Here is an 18,200-nt window from a genome sequence, read left to right as displayed (position 1 = left end):
TGCCGTACCGGGGCCGCCCCAGCGGGTCGGAGCCGGGATCACCCGATCTCGACGAGCAGGTCACCACCCTCGACCTGCTGGATCCTGTTGATGGCCAGCCGGGACACCCGGCCCGCCTTCGGGGCCGTGATCGCGGCCTCCATCTTCATCGCCTCGATCGTCGCCACCGTCGCGCCGGCGTCCACCTCGTCGCCCTCGGCGACCGAGAGCGTGACCACGCCGGCGAACGGCGCGGCGACGTGGCCCGGGTTGGCCCGGTCGGCCTTCTCCGTGACCGGGACGTCCGAGGCGGCCGAGGTGTCGCGCACCTGGATCGGCCGGAGCTGGCCGTTCAGCGTGGACATCACGGTCCGCATGCCGCGCTCGTCGGCCTCGCCGACGGCCTCCAGCTCGATCAGCAGCCGCACGCCCGGCTCCAGGTCGACGGCGTACTCCGTGGCCGGACGCAGACCGTAGAAGAAGTCCTTGCTGTCCAGCACGCTGGTGTCGCCGTAGGCCTGGCGGTGGGCCTCGAAGTCGCGCGTCGGGCCCGGGAAGAGGAGCCGGTTGAGCGTGGCGCGGGGCTCCTTCGCCAGGCCCTCGCGGTCCTCCGGCGTCAGCTCCTGCACCGGCCGCGGCTCGGCGCGGCCCTCAAGTGCCTTGGTACGGAAGGGCTCCGGCCAGCCGCCGGGCGGGGTGCCCAGCTCGCCGCGCAGGAAGCCGATGACCGAGTCGGGGATGTCGTAGCGGTTCGGGCTCGCCTCGAAGTCGGCCGGGGCGACCCCGGCGCCCACCAGGTGCAGGGCGAGGTCGCCGACCACCTTGGAGGACGGGGTGACCTTGACCAGGCGGCCCAGCATCCGGTCGGCCGCCGCGTACATCGCCTCGATGTCCTCGAAGCGGTCGCCGAGGCCGAGCGCGACGGCCTGGGTGCGCAGGTTGGAGAGCTGACCGCCGGGGATCTCGTGGTGGTAGACGCGGCCGGTCGGGGAGGCGAGGCCCGCCTCGAAGGGGGCGTAGATCTTGCGGACGCTCTCCCAGTACGGCTCCAGGTCGCCGACCGCCTGGAGGTCGAGCCCGCTGGGCCGCTCGGAGTGGTCGGTCGCGGCGACGATCGCCGACAGGGACGGCTGCGAGGTCGTACCGGCCATGGAGGCGACCGCGCCGTCCACCGCGTCCGCGCCCGCCTGGATCGCGGCGAGGTAGGTGCCGAGCTGGCCGCCCGCGGTGTCGTGGGTGTGCAGGTGCACCGGCAGGTCGAACTCCCGGCGAAGCGCGGAGACCAGCGTCGCGGCGGCCGGGGCGCGCAGCACGCCGGCCATGTCCTTGACCGCCAGGACGTGGGCGCCGGCCTCCACGATCTGCTCGGCAAGGCGCAGGTAGTAGTCCAGCGTGTACAGGCGCTCGTCCGGGTTCGACAGGTCCGCGGTGTAGCAGAGCGCGACCTCGGCGATCGCGGTGCCCGTCTCGCGCACCGCCTGGATGGCCGGGCGCATCTGGCCGACGTCGTTGAGCGCGTCGAAGATGCGGAAGATGTCGATGCCGGTGGTGGCGGCCTCCTGCACGAAGGCGTCGGTCACCTCCGTCGGGTACGGCGTGTAGCCGACGGTGTTGCGGCCGCGCAGCAGCATCTGCAGACAGATGTTGGGGACCGCCTCGCGCAGCGCGGCCAGCCGCTCCCACGGGTCCTCGGCGAGGAAGCGCAGCGCCACGTCGTAGGTCGCACCGCCCCAGCACTCCAGCGAGAGCAGCTCGGGCAGGGTGTGCGCGACCACCGGGGCGACCGCCAGCAGGTCCTTGCTGCGCACGCGGGTGGCGAGCAGCGACTGGTGGGCGTCGCGGAAGGTGGTGTCGGTGACGCCGATGGTCGGCGACTCCCGCAGCCATCGGGCGAAGCCCTCCGGGCCCAGCTCCACCAGCTTCTGCCGCGAACCGGCCCGCGGCTCGCCCGCGGGCAGTGGGGGCAGCTTGCCGGCCGGGTCGATCAGCTGGGGACGCTCGCCGTGCGGCTTGTTGACCGTGACGTCGGCGAGGTAGGTGAGCAGCTTGGTGCCGCGGTCCGCGGAGGAGCGGGAGGTCAGCAGGTGCGGGCGCTGCTCGATGAACGAGGTCGTCACCCGCCCGGCCTGGAAGTCCGGGTCGTCCAGCACCGCCTGCAGGAACGGGATGTTCGTGGCCACGCCGCGGATGCGGAACTCGGCCACGGCTCGCCGCGCCCGGCCGATGGCGGCCCTGAAGTCCCGGCCCCGGCAGGTCAGCTTGACCAGCATGGAGTCGAAGTGGGCGCTGATCTCCGTACCGGCGTGGGTCGTTCCGCCGTCGAGGCGGATGCCCGAGCCGCCGGGCGAGCGGTACGCGCTGATCCGGCCGGTGTCCGGGCGGAAGCCGTTGGCCGGGTCCTCGGTGGTGATACGGCACTGCAGGGCCGCGCCGTGCAGCTGCACCGTCTCCTGCGACAGGCCGAGGTCGGCGAGGGTCTGGCCGGAGGCGATGCGCAGCTGGGCCTGGACCAGGTCGACGTCGGTGACCTCCTCGGTGACCGTGTGCTCGACCTGGATGCGCGGGTTCATCTCGATGAAGACGTGGTTGCCGTCGGGGTCCAGGAGGAACTCCACGGTGCCCGCGTTGCGGTAGCCGATCTCGCGCGCGAAGCGCACCGCGTCGGCGCAGATGCGGTCGCGCAGTTCGGGGTCGAGATTGGGCGCCGGGGCCATCTCGATGACCTTCTGGTGGCGGCGCTGGAGCGAGCAGTCGCGCTCGAAGAGGTGGATGACGTTGCCCTCGCCGTCGGCGAGGATCTGCACCTCGATGTGGCGGGGGTCGACGACGGCCTTCTCCAGGAAGACGGTCGGGTCGCCGAAGGCGGAGGCCGCCTCACGGGAGGCCGCCTCGATGGACTCGCGCAGCGCGGCCGGGTCCTCGACGCGGCGCATGCCGCGACCGCCGCCGCCCGCGACCGCCTTCACGAACACCGGGAAGCCGATCTCCTCGGCGGCGCGCACGAGTTCGTCGATGTCGTTGGAGGGCTCGGAGGAGCCGAGGACGGGGACGCCGGCGGCGCGGGCGGCGGCCACCGCGCGCGCCTTGTTGCCGGTGAGCTCCAGCGTGTGCGCGCTGGGCCCGACGAAGGTGATGCCCGCCTCCTCGCACGCGCGCGCGAGCTCGGGGTTCTCGGACAGAAAGCCGTACCCGGGGTAGACCGCGTCCGCGCCCGCCTGCCGCGCGGCGCGCACGATCTCCTCGACGGAGAGATACGCGCGCACGGGATGCCCCTGCTGGCCGATCTCGTACGCCTCGTCGGCCTTGAGCCGGTGCAACGAGTTGCGGTCCTCGTGCGGGAAGACGGCGACGGTCCGGGCGCCGAGCTCATACCCGGCGCGGAACGCCCTGATCGCGATCTCACCACGGTTGGCGACCAGCACCTTGCGGAACATCACCGCTCCCTTCAGCCTGCCGATGACGTGCACCATGGTGTCGGTCACGATCGTGTCACGCCATGTGAGCCGGGCCACTCATATCAAGGTGTGATCTCGGTTGCCGCCTTCCTGATTGCCTCGCGTATGCGGGGGTAGCTGCCGCAGCGGCACACGTTCTCGATCCGGTCGATGTCCTCGTCGGACGGCCGGGGCGTCTTCTTCAGCAGGGCCGCGGCGGCCATGATCTGGCCGGGCTGGCAGAAGCCGCACTGCGCGACGTCGCACTCCAGCCACGCCTGCTGCACCGGGTGCAACGTGTCCCCGTCGGCCAGCCCCTCGATCGTCGTGACCTGGCGTTTCGCACAGTCGGCGACCTTCACCACGCAGGGCTGGATCTCCTCCCCGTCGAGGTGGCTGGTGCAGGCGCGGCACACTCCGACACCGCATCCGTACTTGGGTCCGGTGACGTGCAGCAGGTCGCGCAGCACCCACAGCAGGGGCATGTCGGCGGGGGCCTCGACGGTGACCTTCTCGCCGTTGAGGACGAAGGAGTAGGAGGGCATCGATTCCTTCTCAAGGTCTCAGCATGTGAACGGTCTCAGAATGTGAGCGGGAAACGGCGGGGGCTGGTGCCGGTCGCGCGGGCGTAGGCGTTGGCGACGGCCCCGGAGGCGGCCGGCACGCCGAGCTCACCGGCGCCGCCCGGCTCCCCCTTCGAGGGCATGATGTGCGCCTCGAAGTGCAGCGGGGCGTCGCGCTGGCGGGCCCACCGGAAATCACCGAAGCTGCCCTCGCGGACGGCACCGCGGTCGATGTGCAGCCCGGCGCTCAGCACGGTGGAGATCCCGTCGAGCGCGGTCCCCATCAGCTGGGCCTCCAGACCGCGCGGGTTGACGGCGGTGCCGACGTCGGCCGCCATCACCACCTTGGTCACCCGGGGCTTGTTCGGGTCGGTGGCGTCGATCTCGGCCAGACAGGCCACGCAGGAGCCGTACTCCTCGTGCACGGCCACGCCTTGCCCGTGCCCGTCGGGCATCGCCCGCCCCCAGTCCCCGGCCCGGGCGGCCTTCTCCAGCACCGCCCGTACGGCCTTGTTCCGCAGGGTCGTACGGCGGAAGGCGACCGGGTCCTTGCCCAGGCTCCGCGCCACCTCGTCCACCATGATCTCTTCCGCGGTCCGCATCGTCCCGGAGTCCACCGACCGCCAGGCGCCGAGCGGCATCGCGAGGTCGACGCCGCCCGAATCACCGGTGACGCGGCCGAAGTTGTAGAGCCCGGAGTCGCTGGGCGCGGGAGCGGACGCCGGCCGGACGGAGCCCGCGGCCGCCGGCCGCACGAGGACGGCCGAGGTCGCGTTCTTACCGTAGGACTCGTTCACCGAGGCCATGGCGTGGGTGAAGGCGACCACGCGGCCGTCCTTGTGACTGGCCCGGATGCGGTGGTGACCGGCGGGACGCATCCGGCCGTGCCGGGTGTCGTCGTTGCGGCTCCACATCAGCTTGACCGGGCGGCGCGCCGCCTTCGAGATCAGGGCCGCCTCGATCGCCGCGTCGAAGGTCAGCCGCCGCCCGAACGAGCCGCCGCCACGCATCACACGGACCGTGACCGCGGACGCCGGCAGTCCCACCGCGTGGGCGATGGTGTCGCGGGCCTCCATGGGCGTCTGGGAGGAGAACCAGATCTCCGCCTTGTGCGCGCGAACGTCCGCGATCGCGGTCAGCACCTCCATCGGCGCGTGGCTGACGAAGGCGAACGCGAACTCGCCCTCGACCTGCGCCGTCCCGCGCGGTGCGGCGGGCAGGCGCGGCACCGCGGCCCGCAGCCGGGCGCGGATGCCGTCGTCGGACAGCCGCGCCAGCGGGCCCGGCGCCCACTTGATCTTCAGGGCGTCGCGGGCCTGGAAGGCGTGGTGGAAGGACTCGGCCACCACGGCGACGCCGCCGGGGACCCGGACGACGGCGTGCACTCCGGGCAGGACGCGCGCCGCCCGGGTGTCGACCGACACGACCTTGCCGCCGAGCGTGGGCGGCCGGGCCACCACGGTCGGGTGCGCCCCGGCCACGTTCAGGTCGCCGGTGAACTTCGCCCTGCCGGTGACGAGGTCGCGCGCGTCGACGCGGTTCGTCGCCCGGCCGATCACCTTGTGCCGGGACGCCGGTTTCGGCTTGTCGGACACGGCCGTACGGCGGATGCGGGCGGCGCTCGCGCTCAGCGAGCCGAAGGTGGCCGTGCGGCCGTCCGGCGCGATCACCATGGTGTCCCGGGTGCGCAGGGTCCTGGCCGGGAGGTGCCAGCGCCGGGCGGCGGCGGTGACGAGCCTGGCGCGCGCGGTGGCGGCCAGCTGCCGGGCGGGCCCGTACAGCGAACTCACCGAACTGGAGCCGCCGGTGGACTGGTTGCCCTTGGTGCGGGCGTCGGCCAGCGGGATGTCCACGTCGGCGAGGCGGGCGTCCAGCTCCTCGGCGATCATCATGGCCACGGCGGTGGTGACGCCCTGGCCGACCTCGACGCGCGGCAGCCGGACGACGACCTTGTTGGCCCGGGTGACCTCCAGGACGAGCATCTCCTCGTCGGTGCCGGTCACCAGCACACCGGAGGCGTCCCGGCGGGGCTCGGAGCCCTGGGCGGAGGACGTGTCGCAGGCGAGCGGGGCGGCGACGGTGAGCGTGGTCGCGGCCAGGGAGTACACCATGAACCGGCGGCGGGACACGGCGGCCGGGTTGGCTGGGGCGCCCGGTGCCGTCGGAGCCGCCGTGGCGGCCGGGGTGGCGCGGCCGTTGCCTGCGGCGGAGTCTTTCTTGCCGTCCAACGCGGCCTCCCAGCGGTTCGTCCGGCTCGTACGTCGCGTCGCCCGGCCGGGCACTCGCCTCGGCCGGCCGCATCGTCACCAGATATGAGGGACCGGTCGCCCTGTGGGTTCCCTGAGAACCGAGTGCCGTTGACTTCCGGCCTCTCGCGCGCGGCTTGCCCTCCTTCGTCCCCTCTTCTCCGTAGGCTCTGGGTCCGAACAGGAGCCCTGCGGTGGACGCCCGTCCTCCCCCGACCTACGGAGAGCCATGGCCGACGCCAGCCCCCAGGCCCGTACCGCCAGTCTGCTCGGCCGTCCCAAACTGTGGCTCGTGCCCACCGTCCTGACCGGACTGCTCGCCATGCTGCTGGCGCTGCTGTACATGGGCGGCATCGTCAACCCGCAGGGCGCCCTGCACCATCTGCCCATCGCCCTGGTCAACAGCGACACCGGCAAGCCGCCGCCCGGGCAGAAGCAGAACGCGGGCGCGCAGATCGCCGCGGCCATCACGTCCAACACCGCCGACGACAAGGCCTCGTGGCGCACCCTCACCCGTGCGCAGGCCCAGGACCAGCTCGACGCGGGCAAGGTCTACGGCGCCCTGGTCATCCCGCCCGACTTCACCGCGTCGCTCACCGCGCTCACCACGGCCGACGCCACCACCCGGCCGACGATGACCGTGCTCACCAACCCCGGCAAGGGCAGCCTGGGTTCCTCCCTCGCCAGTCAGATCACGACGGCGGCGGCGCACCAGTCCTCGCTGACCATCGGCAAGCAGCTGACCACGGCCGCGGGAGGGCAGGCGAACGCCACCACCGGACTCCTGCTGGCCGACCCGGTGAACGTCGTCACCCAGGTCGGGCACCCGATCGGCGGCCACAGCGGGCTCGGGCTGAGCGCCTTCTACTACACGCTGCTGCTGGTACTGGCGGGCTTCATGGGCGGGAACATCATCACCAACGCCGTCGACACCGCCCTCGGCTACACCGACAGCGAGATCGGCCCCTGGCACACCCGCCGCCCCACCGTGCCGATCAGCCGGACGCAGACGCTGCTGCTGAACATGGTGCTGACCGCGGGCATCACGGTCGTCAGCGTCTCCCTCATCATGGTCGCCACCATCAGCATCCTGGGCATGGACGCCACCCACATCCCGCTGCTGTGGATCTACTCCTACTGCGCGGCCCTCGCCGTCGGGCTGGGCGTGCAGGCCATCAACGCCGCGTTCGGCGGCATCGGCCAGCTGATCTCCATGTTCGTGTTCATCGTCCTGGGCCTGCCCTCCTCGGGCGCGACCGTGCCGCTGCAGGCGGTGCCCGGCTTCTACCGCTTCCTCTCCCACTTCGAGCCCATGCGTCAGCTCAGCGACGGCGTCCGCGCCATCCTCTACTTCGACGCCCGCGGCGACGCCGGCCTCTCCCGGTCCTGGCTCATGATCGCGATCGGCGCGGTCCTGGCCCTGCTCTTCGGCTTCGCGATGACGCGCTACTACGACCGCAAGGGCCACAAGCGGCTGACACCGCAGCCGGCCTGAGACCGGGTGCGGCTCAGCGGGACGCGGACTCGCTCGGCGCCGCGGTCCGGGCGGGCTCGGGCGACTTGGCCGGGATGCGGCGGCCCAGGGTGATGAAGAAGAGGACGAGGCCGACGGTCAGCAGGATGTGGCCGAGGCCGGCCACGAGAGCGATCGCCTCGTCGCTGTCGTGCCCGAGGACCGTCAGCGTGCCGTGCACGGCCATGCAGCCGACCGTCACCACCATGCCCGCGTTGTAGAGCGTGAAGAACCAGGTGAAGAGCCGGTCGGCGGTCAGGGTGAAGAGCTTCTCCAGCGCCAGCACGACGAGGAAGAACAGCATGCCGAGCGCGAGCAGATGGGTGTGGACGAGGCCCAGCTGGGAGTCACCGGTGAAGTCCTCGGCCCTGGTGATCTCGCGGTAGTACAGACCGCTGACCACGCCGACGATCATGTAGACGTGGGCCGTGTTCAGGATTTTCCTCATGGCGTCGTTCCCCCCGGACGTCGTCGGCCTCGACCGCGCCGTGCGGGGTGAACGTACCTCAGTCCACGATCAGTTGAGGCTCCCTTGCTTGACATTCGTCCACTCCCTGTCGCCCAGCGCGAGGAGCTCCTCGATCCGCGCGCGGTCCGGCAGCGGGCCGTGGTCGCCCGTCACCCGGAGCGCGGACGAGGCGGTGACGTGGCCGAGGCGCAGGGCGCGCCGCAGGTCCTCACCGCGCAGCAGTCCGGCCAGGAAGCCGGCCGCGAAGGCGTCGCCCGCACCGACGGGTTCCACGACCTCGGTGCGCAGGGCCGGCACGGTGCACACGTCGGCGTCGGGCCCGGTGAAGGCGTGGGCGGCCCGCCCGCCGTCCTTGACGACCAGGATGCGCGGTCCCTTCAACAGCCGCCGTACGGCGGCCGGTTGGAGGTCGGCGCCCCACAGATCCTGTGCCTCGTCGAGGCCGACGAAGGCGATGTCGGCGCGGTCGGCCAGTTCGCGCAGCACCTCGGCGGCCGTGCCGTCCGGCCAGAGCGTGGGGCGGTGGTTGACGTCGAAGCTGATGGCGTACGGGCGTCGGGAGGGCGGGGTGGCCAGCGCCCGTTCCACCAGCACCCGGCAGGACGCGGACAGCGCGGGCGTGACGCCCGTGATGTGCAGCAGGGCCGCCGACCGCACCCGCTCGTCGTCCAGGGTCTCCGGTCCGAGGGCCGAGGCGGCCGAGCCGCCGCGGTAGTAGTGGACGCGGGTACGGTCGCGGCCCGGGTCCTTCACGAGCAGTCCGGTGGGCCGCCGCGGGTCGGTGCGTACGCCCGTTACGTCGACGCCCGCGGCGGCCACGGCCGCCCGCACCCGCCGGCCGAACGCGTCGTCGCCGAGGGCCGAGAGCCAGGAGACGCCACGGCCGAGGTCGGCGAGGTACATGGCGACGTTCGACTCCGCTCCGGCCACCGACAGGCGCAGGTCCTCGGCGCTGTCGAGGGGACCGGCCGGGGTGGGCGCGAGGGCGGCCATGGTCTCGCCGACGCAGACGACGGGGCCGTCCGGCGGGAACGGGATGCCGGGGGCGCCGCTCATGACACCTCCCGCGAGGGGCGGTAGGCGGCGGCCGGTGTGCCCGGCACGTCGACCCGGGCGGTGAACAGGGCGCCGTCCAGCGGGCCCGGTGCGGCCAGGCCCACCCGGGCGGTGGTGATGTGCAGGATGTCCTCCCGCAGGCAGACCCCGGCGGGCCGGCTCACGGGCAGCCGCAGGGTGCGGTCGAGCCGGCCGTCCGGCAGATACCGGCGTACGGTCCCGGTGCCCCAGACCGCGATCCACACCGCCCCTTCGACGTCGACGGTCATGCCGTCGGGGCTGCCGTCGTCGACGGTCACGAAGGGCTCGGGTGCGCCGAGTTCACCGGTCGCCGGGTCGACGGGGTGGCGGCGGACCATGCCGCGGGCGCTGTCGGCGAGGTACATCGCGGTTCCGTCGGCCGTGAACGCGGGCCCGTTCGGCACGGTGATGCCGTCCAGGACGCGGGTCACCGTGCCGTCGTGGTCCACCCGGTACAGCGATCCGGCGCCCTCGTCGGCCTCGTGGCCCATGCTGCCCGCCCAGAACCGGCCGGCGGGGTCGGCGCTCGCGTCGTTCATGCGCAGCGCGAGCGGGGCGCCGTCCTCGGGTCGCGCCAGCCAGCTCGTAGAACCGTCGGGCGCGAGCAGGCAGATGCCGGTGCCGGCGGCGGCGATCCAGGTGCCGGGGCGGCCGTCGACGGGCGCGACCGCGCCCAACGGTACGGAGAGCCGGGTCAGTTCCTTCAGGGGTGCGGTCGGGTCCTCGGGCACGGCCAGCAGCCGGCCCGTGAGGATGTCGACCAGCACGACGCCGGAGCCGGTCCAGCGGATGCCTTCGCCGAGCTCCAGGCGGTCGGGGCGGAGGGCTTCGTCGACTACCACCGTCGTCACTGCGCGAACTCCCCCACGACGTCCTTGAAAGCGCGGGCGCGTACCCGCAGTTGGGTGATGCTGCCGCCGTCCGCCGCGTCGCCGATCAGGGGCGAGCCGACGCCGACCGCGATCGCGCCGGAGGCCAGATAGGCGCGCGCGGCCGCCTCGTCCACGCCGCCCACCGGTACGAACGGCGCGTCCGGGAACGGTCCGCGCAGCGCCTTGACGTAGGCGGGGCCGCCCGCCTGTGCGGCCGGGAAGATCTTGAGGGCGGCGGCGCCGAGGCCGCGGGCGGCCACGATCTCGGTCGGTGTCATCACGCCCGCGAGGACCGGCATGCCCAACTCCCGTGCCGTGACGACGCCTTCGCCGAGCGCCGGGGTGACGGCGAAGTCCGCTCCCGCCTCGTGGGCGGCCCGGGCGTCGTCGGCCGTCAGGACGGTGCCCGCACCGAGCGGGCGGCCGGGGCCGAGTGCCTGCCGGGCCTGCTCGACGACGGTCAGGGCGTCCTTGCCGGTCAGCGACACCTCGATCAGCTCGACGCCCTCCTCGGCGAGGGCCAGCACGGTGCGCAGCGCGGCGGCGGGGTCGTCCCCGCGCACGATGGCGACGAGGCGGTGGGCGGCCAGGGCCGCTCGCAGATCCATGGACGGTTGCTCCAATGCGCTTGGTTTCAGGGGCAGTTGCAGGCTGCGGTGAGGGTGAGCCGCCAGCGCACCTTGCCGGAGGCCGGAACCAGGGCGGCGTCGCCGGGACCCGCCTCGGCGAGGTCGAAGACGCGCCCGAGCATCGGCTCGACGCCGCAGCTCCGGTACGGGTTCCGGTCGGGGAAGCCGCCGAGGTTGCGCCACAACGCGATCGACAGCGGCTGCTCCTCGGCCTCGAGGATGTCGAGGGCGAAGAACAGCCGGTCCTCGCCGTCGTGGACGCACACGCGGGAGGCGTCGACGACCGCGCCGATCGCGGTGCCGTCGTCCGGGCCGAAGCGGTCCAGGCGCGCACCTTGGGGCGCGGGCCAATTGCCGTGCACCCACGAGCCGTCGGCCGACGGGTACAGACGGGTGTCCGCCCCCTCGGGCAGCCGCACGACGGCCCGGGCAGAGAGGTCGAGCAGGGCGTGCGCGGCCCACACGAACCGGAAGCCGGGGTCGGCGGCGAGGACGTAGTCGACGTGGCCCTCCTCGTGGACGGTCCTGGTCAGCGAGAAGCGTGCACAGCGCGCGCTCTGCGTTCCGGCCCCCTCGCTCGTCCACGCCCGCGACCAGGCGTCACCGTGGTCGGGCGTGCCCCGCACGGTCGGCACGCACTCCTCCAGGCCGCCCGCGTCCACGAACGCGTCGCCCGGCGACACGTCCTCGCGGCCGACCCCGTCCCGCCGCCACAGCCACTCGCGCCCGCCGGCGCTCAGCGACGTCCAGCGGCCGCCGTGATCCGGGTCGGTGACGATCTTCGGCGCACTCACCGTCACCACTCCGCGAACGAGCCGTCCGCGTGCCGCCACACCGGGTTGCGCCAGGCGTGCCCGGTACGGTCGGCGGCGCGCACCGCGGCCTCGTCGACGGTGATGCCGAGCCCCGGGGCGTCACCGCGCGGCGCGTGCCCGTCGACGAACCGGAACGGCTCGGGGTCGACGACGTAGGAGAGCAGGTCGGCGCCCTTGTTGTAGTGGATGCCGCGGCTCTGCTCCTGGATGAGGAAGTTCGGTGTGGCGAAGGCGACTTGGAGGCTGGCCGCCAGCGCGATCGGGCCGAGCGGGCAGTGCGGGGCGAGCTGGGCGCCGTAGGTCTCGGCGAGCGAGGCGATGCGGTGCACCTCGGAGATGCCGCCGGCGTGCGAGAGGTCGGGCTGGGCGACGGCGACGCCGGCGGCGAGGACGGGCAGGAACTCCGCGCGCGAGTAGAGGCGTTCGCCGGTGGCGAGCGGCACGGAGGTGGAGGTGACCAGGCCCGGCAGCAGATGACCCTGCTCGGGCAGGACCGGCTCCTCCACGAACAGCGGGTGCAGCGGGGCGAGTTCGGCCAGGACGCGGCGGGAGGCGGCGGCGCTGAAGCGGCCGTGGAAGTCGACGGCGACGTCACGGTCCGGGCCGAGGGCCTCGCGGGCGGCGGACACCCGGGCGACGACCGCGGCGGTCTCGGCGACGGTGGAGACCGGCGAGGTGGCTCCGGCGCCGTTCATCTTCACCGCGGTGAAGCCGGCCTCGACCTGTTCGGCGATCTGCTCGCCGAGTTCGGCGGGCTCGTCGCCGCCGACCCAGGCGTAGACCCGGACCCGGTCGCGCACGGGCCCGCCCAGCAGGGCGTGCACCGGGGCGCCGTAGGTCTTGCCGGCGATGTCCCACAGTGCCTGGTCGAGTCCGGCGACGGCGCTGGAGAGGATCGGGCCGCCCCGGTAGAAGCCGCCCTTGGTGAGGACCTGCCAGTGGTCCTGGATGCGCAGCGGGTCCTGGCCGACGAGGTACTCGGCGAGCACCTCCACCGCGGCCCGGACCACCTCGGCGCGGCCCTCCACGACGGGCTCGCCCCAGCCGACCACGCCGTCGTCGGTCTCCACGCGGCAGAACAGCCAGCGCGGTGGGACCAGGAACGTCTCGATACGGGTGATCTTCACTGGGGGCGGGTGCCTTCCGTCTCGTCGTCGGCGGTGCCGATCCGGTCCAGGTCGCGGCCGGCCTGGTCGAGCAGGGCCCGCATGGCGGCCTCGGCGGCCAGCGGATCCCGATCGCGTACGGCGTCCAGGACCGCGCGGTGGGCCGGTATGGGGTCCTCGCTGTGCGGGGAGCTGTGCACGATGCGGTCGCGGTGGGCGAGACCGGACTCGATCACCATCTCCATGCGCTCGAGGAGTTCGTTGTGGGTGGCGGTGAGCAGGGCGCGGTGGAAGGCGAGGTCGGCCTCGACGGCGTGGGCGGCCCCGGCGCCCTCCTCCCCCATCGCCGCGATCGCCTCGTCGAGGGCGACCAGGTCGGCGTCGGTGCGGCGCTCGGCGGCGAGGCGGACGGCGGCGGGCTCGATGATGGCGCGGACCTCGGCGAGGTTGCGCAGCAGCGCCCGGTCCGCCTCGCCGGTCCGGCCGCCCTCGAACTGCCAGCGCAGCACGTCGGCGTCGAGCAGGTTCCAGTCGGCCCGGGAGCGGACGAAGGTGCCGCGCTTCTGGCGGGCGTCGACCATCCCCTTGGCGGCGAGCACCTTCAGGGACTCGCGCAGGGCGGTCAGGCTCACGTCCAGCTCGCTCTGCAGCGCCACCAGGTCGAGCGTGGCCCCCTCGGGGATCTCGCCGCCCAGAATGCGGCGGGCCAGTGCCTCCACGGTCTGGCCGTGCACGCCGCGGCGGGCGTAGGGAGTCATGTCGTACAGCCTTTCTTCGTCTGTTTCACGGTGGGCGCGGTCATGCCGATGCCTTCACGACGCTCCAGCCGCCGTCCACCACGAGACTCGTGCCGGTGATGTAGGACGCCTCGTCGGCGGCGAGGAAGGCGATGGCCGCGGCCACCTCCTCGGGCGTCCCGAACCGCCGGGCGGCGGTCTCCGCGACACTGCGCTCGCGCTCGTCCGCGGGCACCCGGTCCCACGCCCCGGTCAGGATCGGTCCCGGTACGACGGCGTTGACCCGCACCTCGGGTCCGTACTCGACGGCGAGCTGGCCGCACAGGGAGAGCAGGGCGCCTTTGGAGGCGGCGTAGGCGGGATGCCCGGGGATGCCGCGGTGCGCGTGGACGGAGGAGGTCAGCACGACCGCGCCCTGCCGCTCGTGGAGATCGGGCAGGAATGCCCGCACGCCGAGGAAGCTGCCGGTCAGGTTCACGTCGAGCTGGCGCTGCCAGGACGGCACGGTCATCTCGTGGGCGGGTGTGACGTCGACGGTGAAGGCGTTGCTGACCAGGACGTCCACCGGCCCGAAGGCGCGCGCGGCGGCGACGACGCGCGCCCAGTCCGCCTCGGCCGCGACGTCGGCGGTCACGAACCGGGCCCGCCCGCCGTCCTTGCTGATCCGCTCCGCCACCGCCTCGCCGCGCTCCTCGGCGACGTCGGCGAGCACGACGGCGGCTCCCTCCTCGGCCAGGCGTGCGGCGGTCGCGGCTCCGATGCCGGAGGCCGCTCCGGTGACCACGGCCGTGCGGCCGGTGAAGCGGGCGCCGTGCCGTCGTGCGGGCTGGTCCATCGTGGAATCCGACTCCTTCGCGGGAAAGGGCTTGCTCGAAAACATAAAGGGCTCGCTCACCGGCCGGTACGACCAGGTTCACGTGTCAGCACGACCAGGTCCGCGTCGTGCTCGGCGCTCCAGGAGAACGGGAGCCCGTGGTGCAGCAGATGGGCCCCGCCGTACGCCGTCCCGCTCGCCGTGTCGCGGTAGCGCGCCGCCGGGTCGAGCCCGCGCAGCCGCAGCCGGTCGGGGCGGCCGGGCAGCAGCGGGGCGCCGTCCAGGCGGCCGGTGCTCAGCGCGGCGACCACCGTCCGGTCGCCGGCGTCGAACTGCACCCCGCAGGTGCTGTCCTCGGGGCTGCCCAGCAGCCGGGCCTCCCCGTGGTGGATCACGTCCCGCACCTCCTTGTAACGGGCGATCCACGCCGCCGCCTCGGTCCGCTGCTGCGGGGTCCAGGCGCGCAGGTCGGCACCGATGCCCAGGACGCCGCACATGGCGTTGACGAAGCGGAAGGCGAGGCTGCGCGGGCGCGGGTCGAGGAGGCCGGGGGCGTCGGTGACCCAGGAGCTCATGACGTGCGGGGCGTGCGCGTGCAGGAAGCCGTACTGGGTGGCGAGCCGGTCCAGCGGGGCGGTGTTGTCGCTGGGCCAGACCACGTCCGTACGGGCGATGGTGGCGTGCTCGATGCGTCCGCCGCCGCCCGCGCAGCCCTCGACGGTGACACCGGGGTGGGCGGTGCGCAGGTGGTCGAGGACGCGGAGGTATCCGGCGACGTGCCCGGCGTCGAGGTCGAGGCGGTCGGCGGGTCCGGCGCCGGGGCGGCCGCGTTCGGTGGGCGGCCGGTTCATGTCCCACTTCAGGTAGCTGATGTCGTGGGCGCCGAGGAGCCGGTCGAGCGTGCCGATCACGAAGTCCTGGACGTCGCTCCGGCCGAGGTCGAGCAGGAGCTGGTTGCGGACCAGGCGGGCGCGGCGGCCCTCGATCCGGTAGACCCACTCGGGGTGCTCGGCGTACAGGCGGCTGCCCGGGCTGACGGCCTCGGGCTCGACCCACAGGCCGAAGTCCAGGCCCAGCGCGCGGACGTCGTCGACGAACCGCCCGAAGCCGTCAGGGAAGGCCGCCGGGTCGGGGTACCAGTCGCCGAGGCCCCCGGTGTCGTCGGCGCGCCCGGTGAACCAGCCGTCGTCCACGACGAACAGTTCGGCCCCGATGTCGGCGGCCACCTTGGCCAGTTCGAGCTGGCCGGCCGCCTCGACGTCGAAGCCGGTCGCCTCCCAGGAGTTGTAGAGCACCTTGCGCGGGCGGTGCAGCCGCTCGCCGGTCAGCCGGCGCTCGTAGCGGTGCCAGACGCGGGAGAGGCCGTCGAGCCCCTCCGGGCTGAAGGCGCAGGCGAGGCGAGGCGTCACGAGGGTGTCGCCGGCGGCCAGCGGCACGGAGCCCTCGTGCGGGACCCGGCCGGCACGCACGCGCAGGCTGCCGCCCGGTTCGGCCTCCGCCGTCATGTGCCAGTTGCCGGGCCACTCCAGGGCGATGCCGTAGGCGGCGTCGCCGTCCTGCACGGCGAGCCAGGGCGCGTACGCGTGCCCGGGCGCGCCCTGCCGGCTGCCGATGCCGAACGTGCCGCGGGGCAGGTCGAGTTGGGTGCGCCGGAACTCCTGCGACCACTGGCCGGACAGGTAGGTCAGCCGGGCCGCCGCCCCGGTCACGGGGATGTTCACCGCGGCCGAGTCGAACCGCTCCAGCCGCAGTTCCGCGTCGCCGGCGGTGTGTTCCGTCCAGCGCAGGACCACGTCCGTGCCCGGCACGGTCTCGTAGCACAGGACCGTACGGAGGCCGAGCAGGTCGTCGGCGAAGGCGACGCGCAGGGTGCCCTCACCCTCCTCCGCGCCGTCGAACTCCCACCACACGCCGCGCTCCTGGCCCGGCCGGGCCGCCACCAGGTCGGCGCCGGTGAACGGCCGCAGCCCGTAGGGCAGATACTCGGCCGGGGCCGCGTCGGCGGGCGTGATGAAGTGGGTGCGGTGCGACCAGTCCAGGGCGGAGGGGCCGTCCTCGACGCCGTGCGGGCCCCATGCGTCGAGCTCGGCCCAGGGGCCGTCCGGGGACACGCGCACGGTGTAGCTGGTGTGCTCGGTGCGCAAGGTCCAGCGCTGGTGGGTCACTTGACGGCTCCCAGATTGAGTCCGGCCACGAAGTGCCGCTGGAAGCGCAGGAAGACGGCGACCGTGGGTGCGGCGGCGATGACCGAGCCGGCGGCGATCACGTTCCACATCGACACGTACTGGCCCTGCAGGCCGATGAGGGCGGCGGTGATCGGCATCTTGGTGTCGCTGCGCAGGACGGTGATCGCCCAGAGCAGGTCGTTGAAGATCCAGGTGAAGGACAGGGCGCTCAGCGCGGCCAGGGCGGGGCGGGTCAGCGGCAGGATGATCCGCCAGAAGATCTGCCAGGGCCCGGCGCCGTCGACGACCGCGGCCTGCTGGATCTCCGGCGGGATGGCCCGCATGAAGCCGTGCAGGACGAAGACGTAGAAGCCGACGCCGAAGCCGATCTGCACGCCGATCAGCGCGGGCAGGGTGTCGTAGACGCCCATCATCTCGCTCAGCTTGGAGACCGGGATCAGCAGGATCTGCGGCGGGAGCAGGTTGCCGCCGAGCATGAGCAGCAACAGCGCGCGGCGGAAGGGCAGTTCGTAGCGGCTGAGGGCGAACGCGGCCATCGCGGCGAGCGCGAGCGTGATCAGGACGCAGGGCACGGTCACGATCAGGCTGTTGATCAGGGCGCGCTGCTGGCCTCCGTCGGACCACGCCTGGCCGAAGTTGGCGAGGGTGAAGGAGCGCGGCCAGCTGCCCAGGCCGTGCGCGGCGATGTCGTCGAAGGAGCGCAGGCTGGTCACCAGGACCAGGGCGATGGGCAGCAGCCACAGGACGGCGAGGGCGCCGGCGCCGAGGTGGAAGCCGGCCGTCGCGGCCCTTCTGCGGCGCACCGCGGCGGAGTTGGCGGACATCAGTCGGCCTCCCGGAACGCGCGGACGAGGTAGGAGGCGATGACGCCGAAGGCCAGCACGAAGATGACGACGGCGAGCGCGGAGCCGTAGCCCAGGCGCAGGGACTGGAAGGCGGTCGAGTACATGTAGGTGCTCAGCAGCTCGGACGAGTGGTAGGGGCCGCCGCGGGTCAGCGACCACACGACGTCGAAGGAGCGCAGCGAGTCGATGATGATGACGGACAGGACGACCGCGTTGACGCTGCGCAGCTGGGGCAGGGTGACATGGCGGAAGCGCTGCCAGGCGCCCGCGCCGTCGACCTTGGCGGCCTCGTAGAGCGCCGGGTCGATGCCCTTGAGCCCGGCCAGGTACAGGACCATGACGTAGCCGATCTGCCGCCACAGCGCGGGCACGATCACCGCGTACAGGGCGGTGTCCTGGTCGGCCAGCCAGGGGTGCTGGAGGCTGCCGAGGCCGACCGCGTCCAGCAGGCGGTTCAGGACGCCGTCGGGCTGGTAGATCGCCTGCCAGACCAGGGCGGTTGCGACCAGCGAGAAGACGACGGGCAGGAAGAGCGCGGCGCGGTAGAAGCCGACGCCCCGCCGCTCCTGCTGGAGCAGCAGGGCGGCGGCGAGGCCCAGTACGGCGGACAGGCCGCCGAAGACGACCAGCCACAGCACGGTGTGGCCGGCCGCGCTCAGGAAGACGTCGTCGTGGGCCATCTCCCGGAAGTTGTCCAGGCCGATGAACTGCGGCGCCGAGACGCCGTCCCATTTGGTGAGGGCCAGGTAGAAGCCCTGCAGGGCGGGCCAGAAGACCCACACGGACTCGGCGAGCAGCGGGACCAGGACGAAGGCGAGGACGAGCGGTGGGGTGCGCCGGGAGCCCCGGGCCCGCCTGCCGCCTGCGGGCGTGCGGGCCGGGGACTTCCGTTCGGGTGCGGTCAGGACGGCCATC

General features: G+C 73.3%; 15 protein-coding genes. 1 reads left to right on the top strand and 14 read right to left on the bottom strand.

Annotation, left to right across the window (positions count from 1 at the left end; all coding sequences use genetic code 11):
- Positions 1-38: 38 nt before the first annotated feature.
- The 3 genes from ACFU97_RS29160 to ACFU97_RS29150 form a co-directional block, all read right to left on the bottom strand.
- Complete coding sequence (locus tag ACFU97_RS29160; protein ID WP_384262397.1) at positions 39-3,413, bottom strand: pyruvate carboxylase; 3,375 nt, start codon at positions 3,411-3,413, stop codon at positions 39-41.
- An 83-nt stretch (positions 3,414-3,496) separates the two neighbouring features.
- On the bottom strand, positions 3,497-3,958 hold the full coding sequence (locus tag ACFU97_RS29155) for a (2Fe-2S)-binding protein (RefSeq protein ID WP_384262338.1): 462 nt from the start codon (positions 3,956-3,958) through the stop codon (positions 3,497-3,499).
- 35 nt (positions 3,959-3,993) lie between these two features.
- Positions 3,994-6,087: a molybdopterin cofactor-binding domain-containing protein gene (locus tag ACFU97_RS29150; RefSeq protein ID WP_384262395.1), complete on the bottom strand. Its 2,094-nt coding sequence runs from the start codon at positions 6,085-6,087 to the stop codon at positions 3,994-3,996.
- 364 nt (positions 6,088-6,451) lie between these two features.
- On the opposite strand from ACFU97_RS29150, the gene ACFU97_RS29145 reads away from it, so the two are divergent.
- Positions 6,452-7,717 (top strand): YhgE/Pip domain-containing protein, encoded by a 1,266-nt coding sequence (locus ACFU97_RS29145; protein WP_384262335.1) that lies wholly within the window; start codon positions 6,452-6,454, stop codon positions 7,715-7,717.
- A gap of 13 nt (positions 7,718-7,730) precedes the next feature.
- On the opposite strand, the gene ACFU97_RS29140 is transcribed toward ACFU97_RS29145, so the two are convergent.
- The 11 genes from ACFU97_RS29140 to ACFU97_RS29090 form a co-directional block, all read right to left on the bottom strand.
- Complete coding sequence (locus ACFU97_RS29140) at positions 7,731-8,183, bottom strand: DUF2871 domain-containing protein (protein ID WP_384262333.1); 453 nt, start codon at positions 8,181-8,183, stop codon at positions 7,731-7,733.
- Between the two features lie 69 nt (positions 8,184-8,252).
- A complete protein-coding gene (locus tag ACFU97_RS29135; protein WP_384262331.1) occupies positions 8,253-9,260 on the bottom strand; it encodes a sugar kinase in 1,008 nt (335 codons plus the stop codon).
- A complete protein-coding gene (locus ACFU97_RS29130; RefSeq protein ID WP_384262328.1) occupies positions 9,257-10,132 on the bottom strand; it encodes an SMP-30/gluconolactonase/LRE family protein in 876 nt (291 codons plus the stop codon). Before ACFU97_RS29130 ends, ACFU97_RS29135 begins: the two co-directional genes overlap by 4 nt.
- Complete coding sequence (locus tag ACFU97_RS29125) at positions 10,129-10,761, bottom strand: bifunctional 4-hydroxy-2-oxoglutarate aldolase/2-dehydro-3-deoxy-phosphogluconate aldolase (protein WP_384262326.1); 633 nt, start codon at positions 10,759-10,761, stop codon at positions 10,129-10,131. The genes ACFU97_RS29130 and ACFU97_RS29125 overlap by 4 nt, the downstream gene beginning before the upstream one ends.
- A 26-nt stretch (positions 10,762-10,787) precedes the next feature.
- Positions 10,788-11,576 carry a hypothetical protein gene (locus ACFU97_RS29120; RefSeq protein WP_384262324.1) on the bottom strand — a complete coding sequence of 263 codons (789 nt, stop codon included), beginning with the start codon at positions 11,574-11,576 and terminating at the stop codon, positions 10,788-10,790.
- Positions 11,577-11,578: 2 nt separating this feature from the next.
- Positions 11,579-12,724: a galactonate dehydratase gene (gene dgoD / locus ACFU97_RS29115; protein WP_384262321.1), complete on the bottom strand. Its 1,146-nt coding sequence runs from the start codon at positions 12,722-12,724 to the stop codon at positions 11,579-11,581.
- Complete coding sequence (locus ACFU97_RS29110) at positions 12,721-13,461, bottom strand: FadR/GntR family transcriptional regulator (RefSeq protein ID WP_384262319.1); 741 nt, start codon at positions 13,459-13,461, stop codon at positions 12,721-12,723. Before ACFU97_RS29110 ends, dgoD begins: the two co-directional genes overlap by 4 nt.
- Before the next feature lie 40 nt (positions 13,462-13,501).
- Positions 13,502-14,275 carry an SDR family NAD(P)-dependent oxidoreductase gene (locus ACFU97_RS29105; protein WP_384262316.1) on the bottom strand — a complete coding sequence of 258 codons (774 nt, stop codon included), beginning with the start codon at positions 14,273-14,275 and terminating at the stop codon, positions 13,502-13,504.
- A gap of 56 nt (positions 14,276-14,331) precedes the next feature.
- Positions 14,332-16,419, bottom strand: a complete 2,088-nt coding sequence (locus tag ACFU97_RS29100; RefSeq protein WP_384262313.1) for an alpha-galactosidase — start codon at positions 16,417-16,419, stop codon at positions 14,332-14,334.
- The gene (locus ACFU97_RS29095) at positions 16,416-17,264 is read right to left on the bottom strand and encodes a carbohydrate ABC transporter permease (protein WP_384262311.1); all 849 of its coding nucleotides are present in this window, start codon (positions 17,262-17,264) and stop codon (positions 16,416-16,418) included. The genes ACFU97_RS29100 and ACFU97_RS29095 overlap by 4 nt, the downstream gene beginning before the upstream one ends.
- Entirely contained in the window at positions 17,264-18,199 is a 936-nt protein-coding gene (locus ACFU97_RS29090) for a carbohydrate ABC transporter permease (protein ID WP_384262308.1), read from the bottom strand. The genes ACFU97_RS29095 and ACFU97_RS29090 overlap by 1 nt, the downstream gene beginning before the upstream one ends.
- Position 18,200: the final 1 nt, after the last annotated feature.

Source organism: Streptomyces sp. NPDC057616, from assembly GCF_042800575.1.
GTDB lineage: Bacteria > Actinomycetota > Actinomycetes > Streptomycetales > Streptomycetaceae > Streptomyces.
Note: the sequence above shows the minus strand (reverse complement) of the source record. Positions and strands in the feature narration are given on the sequence as shown.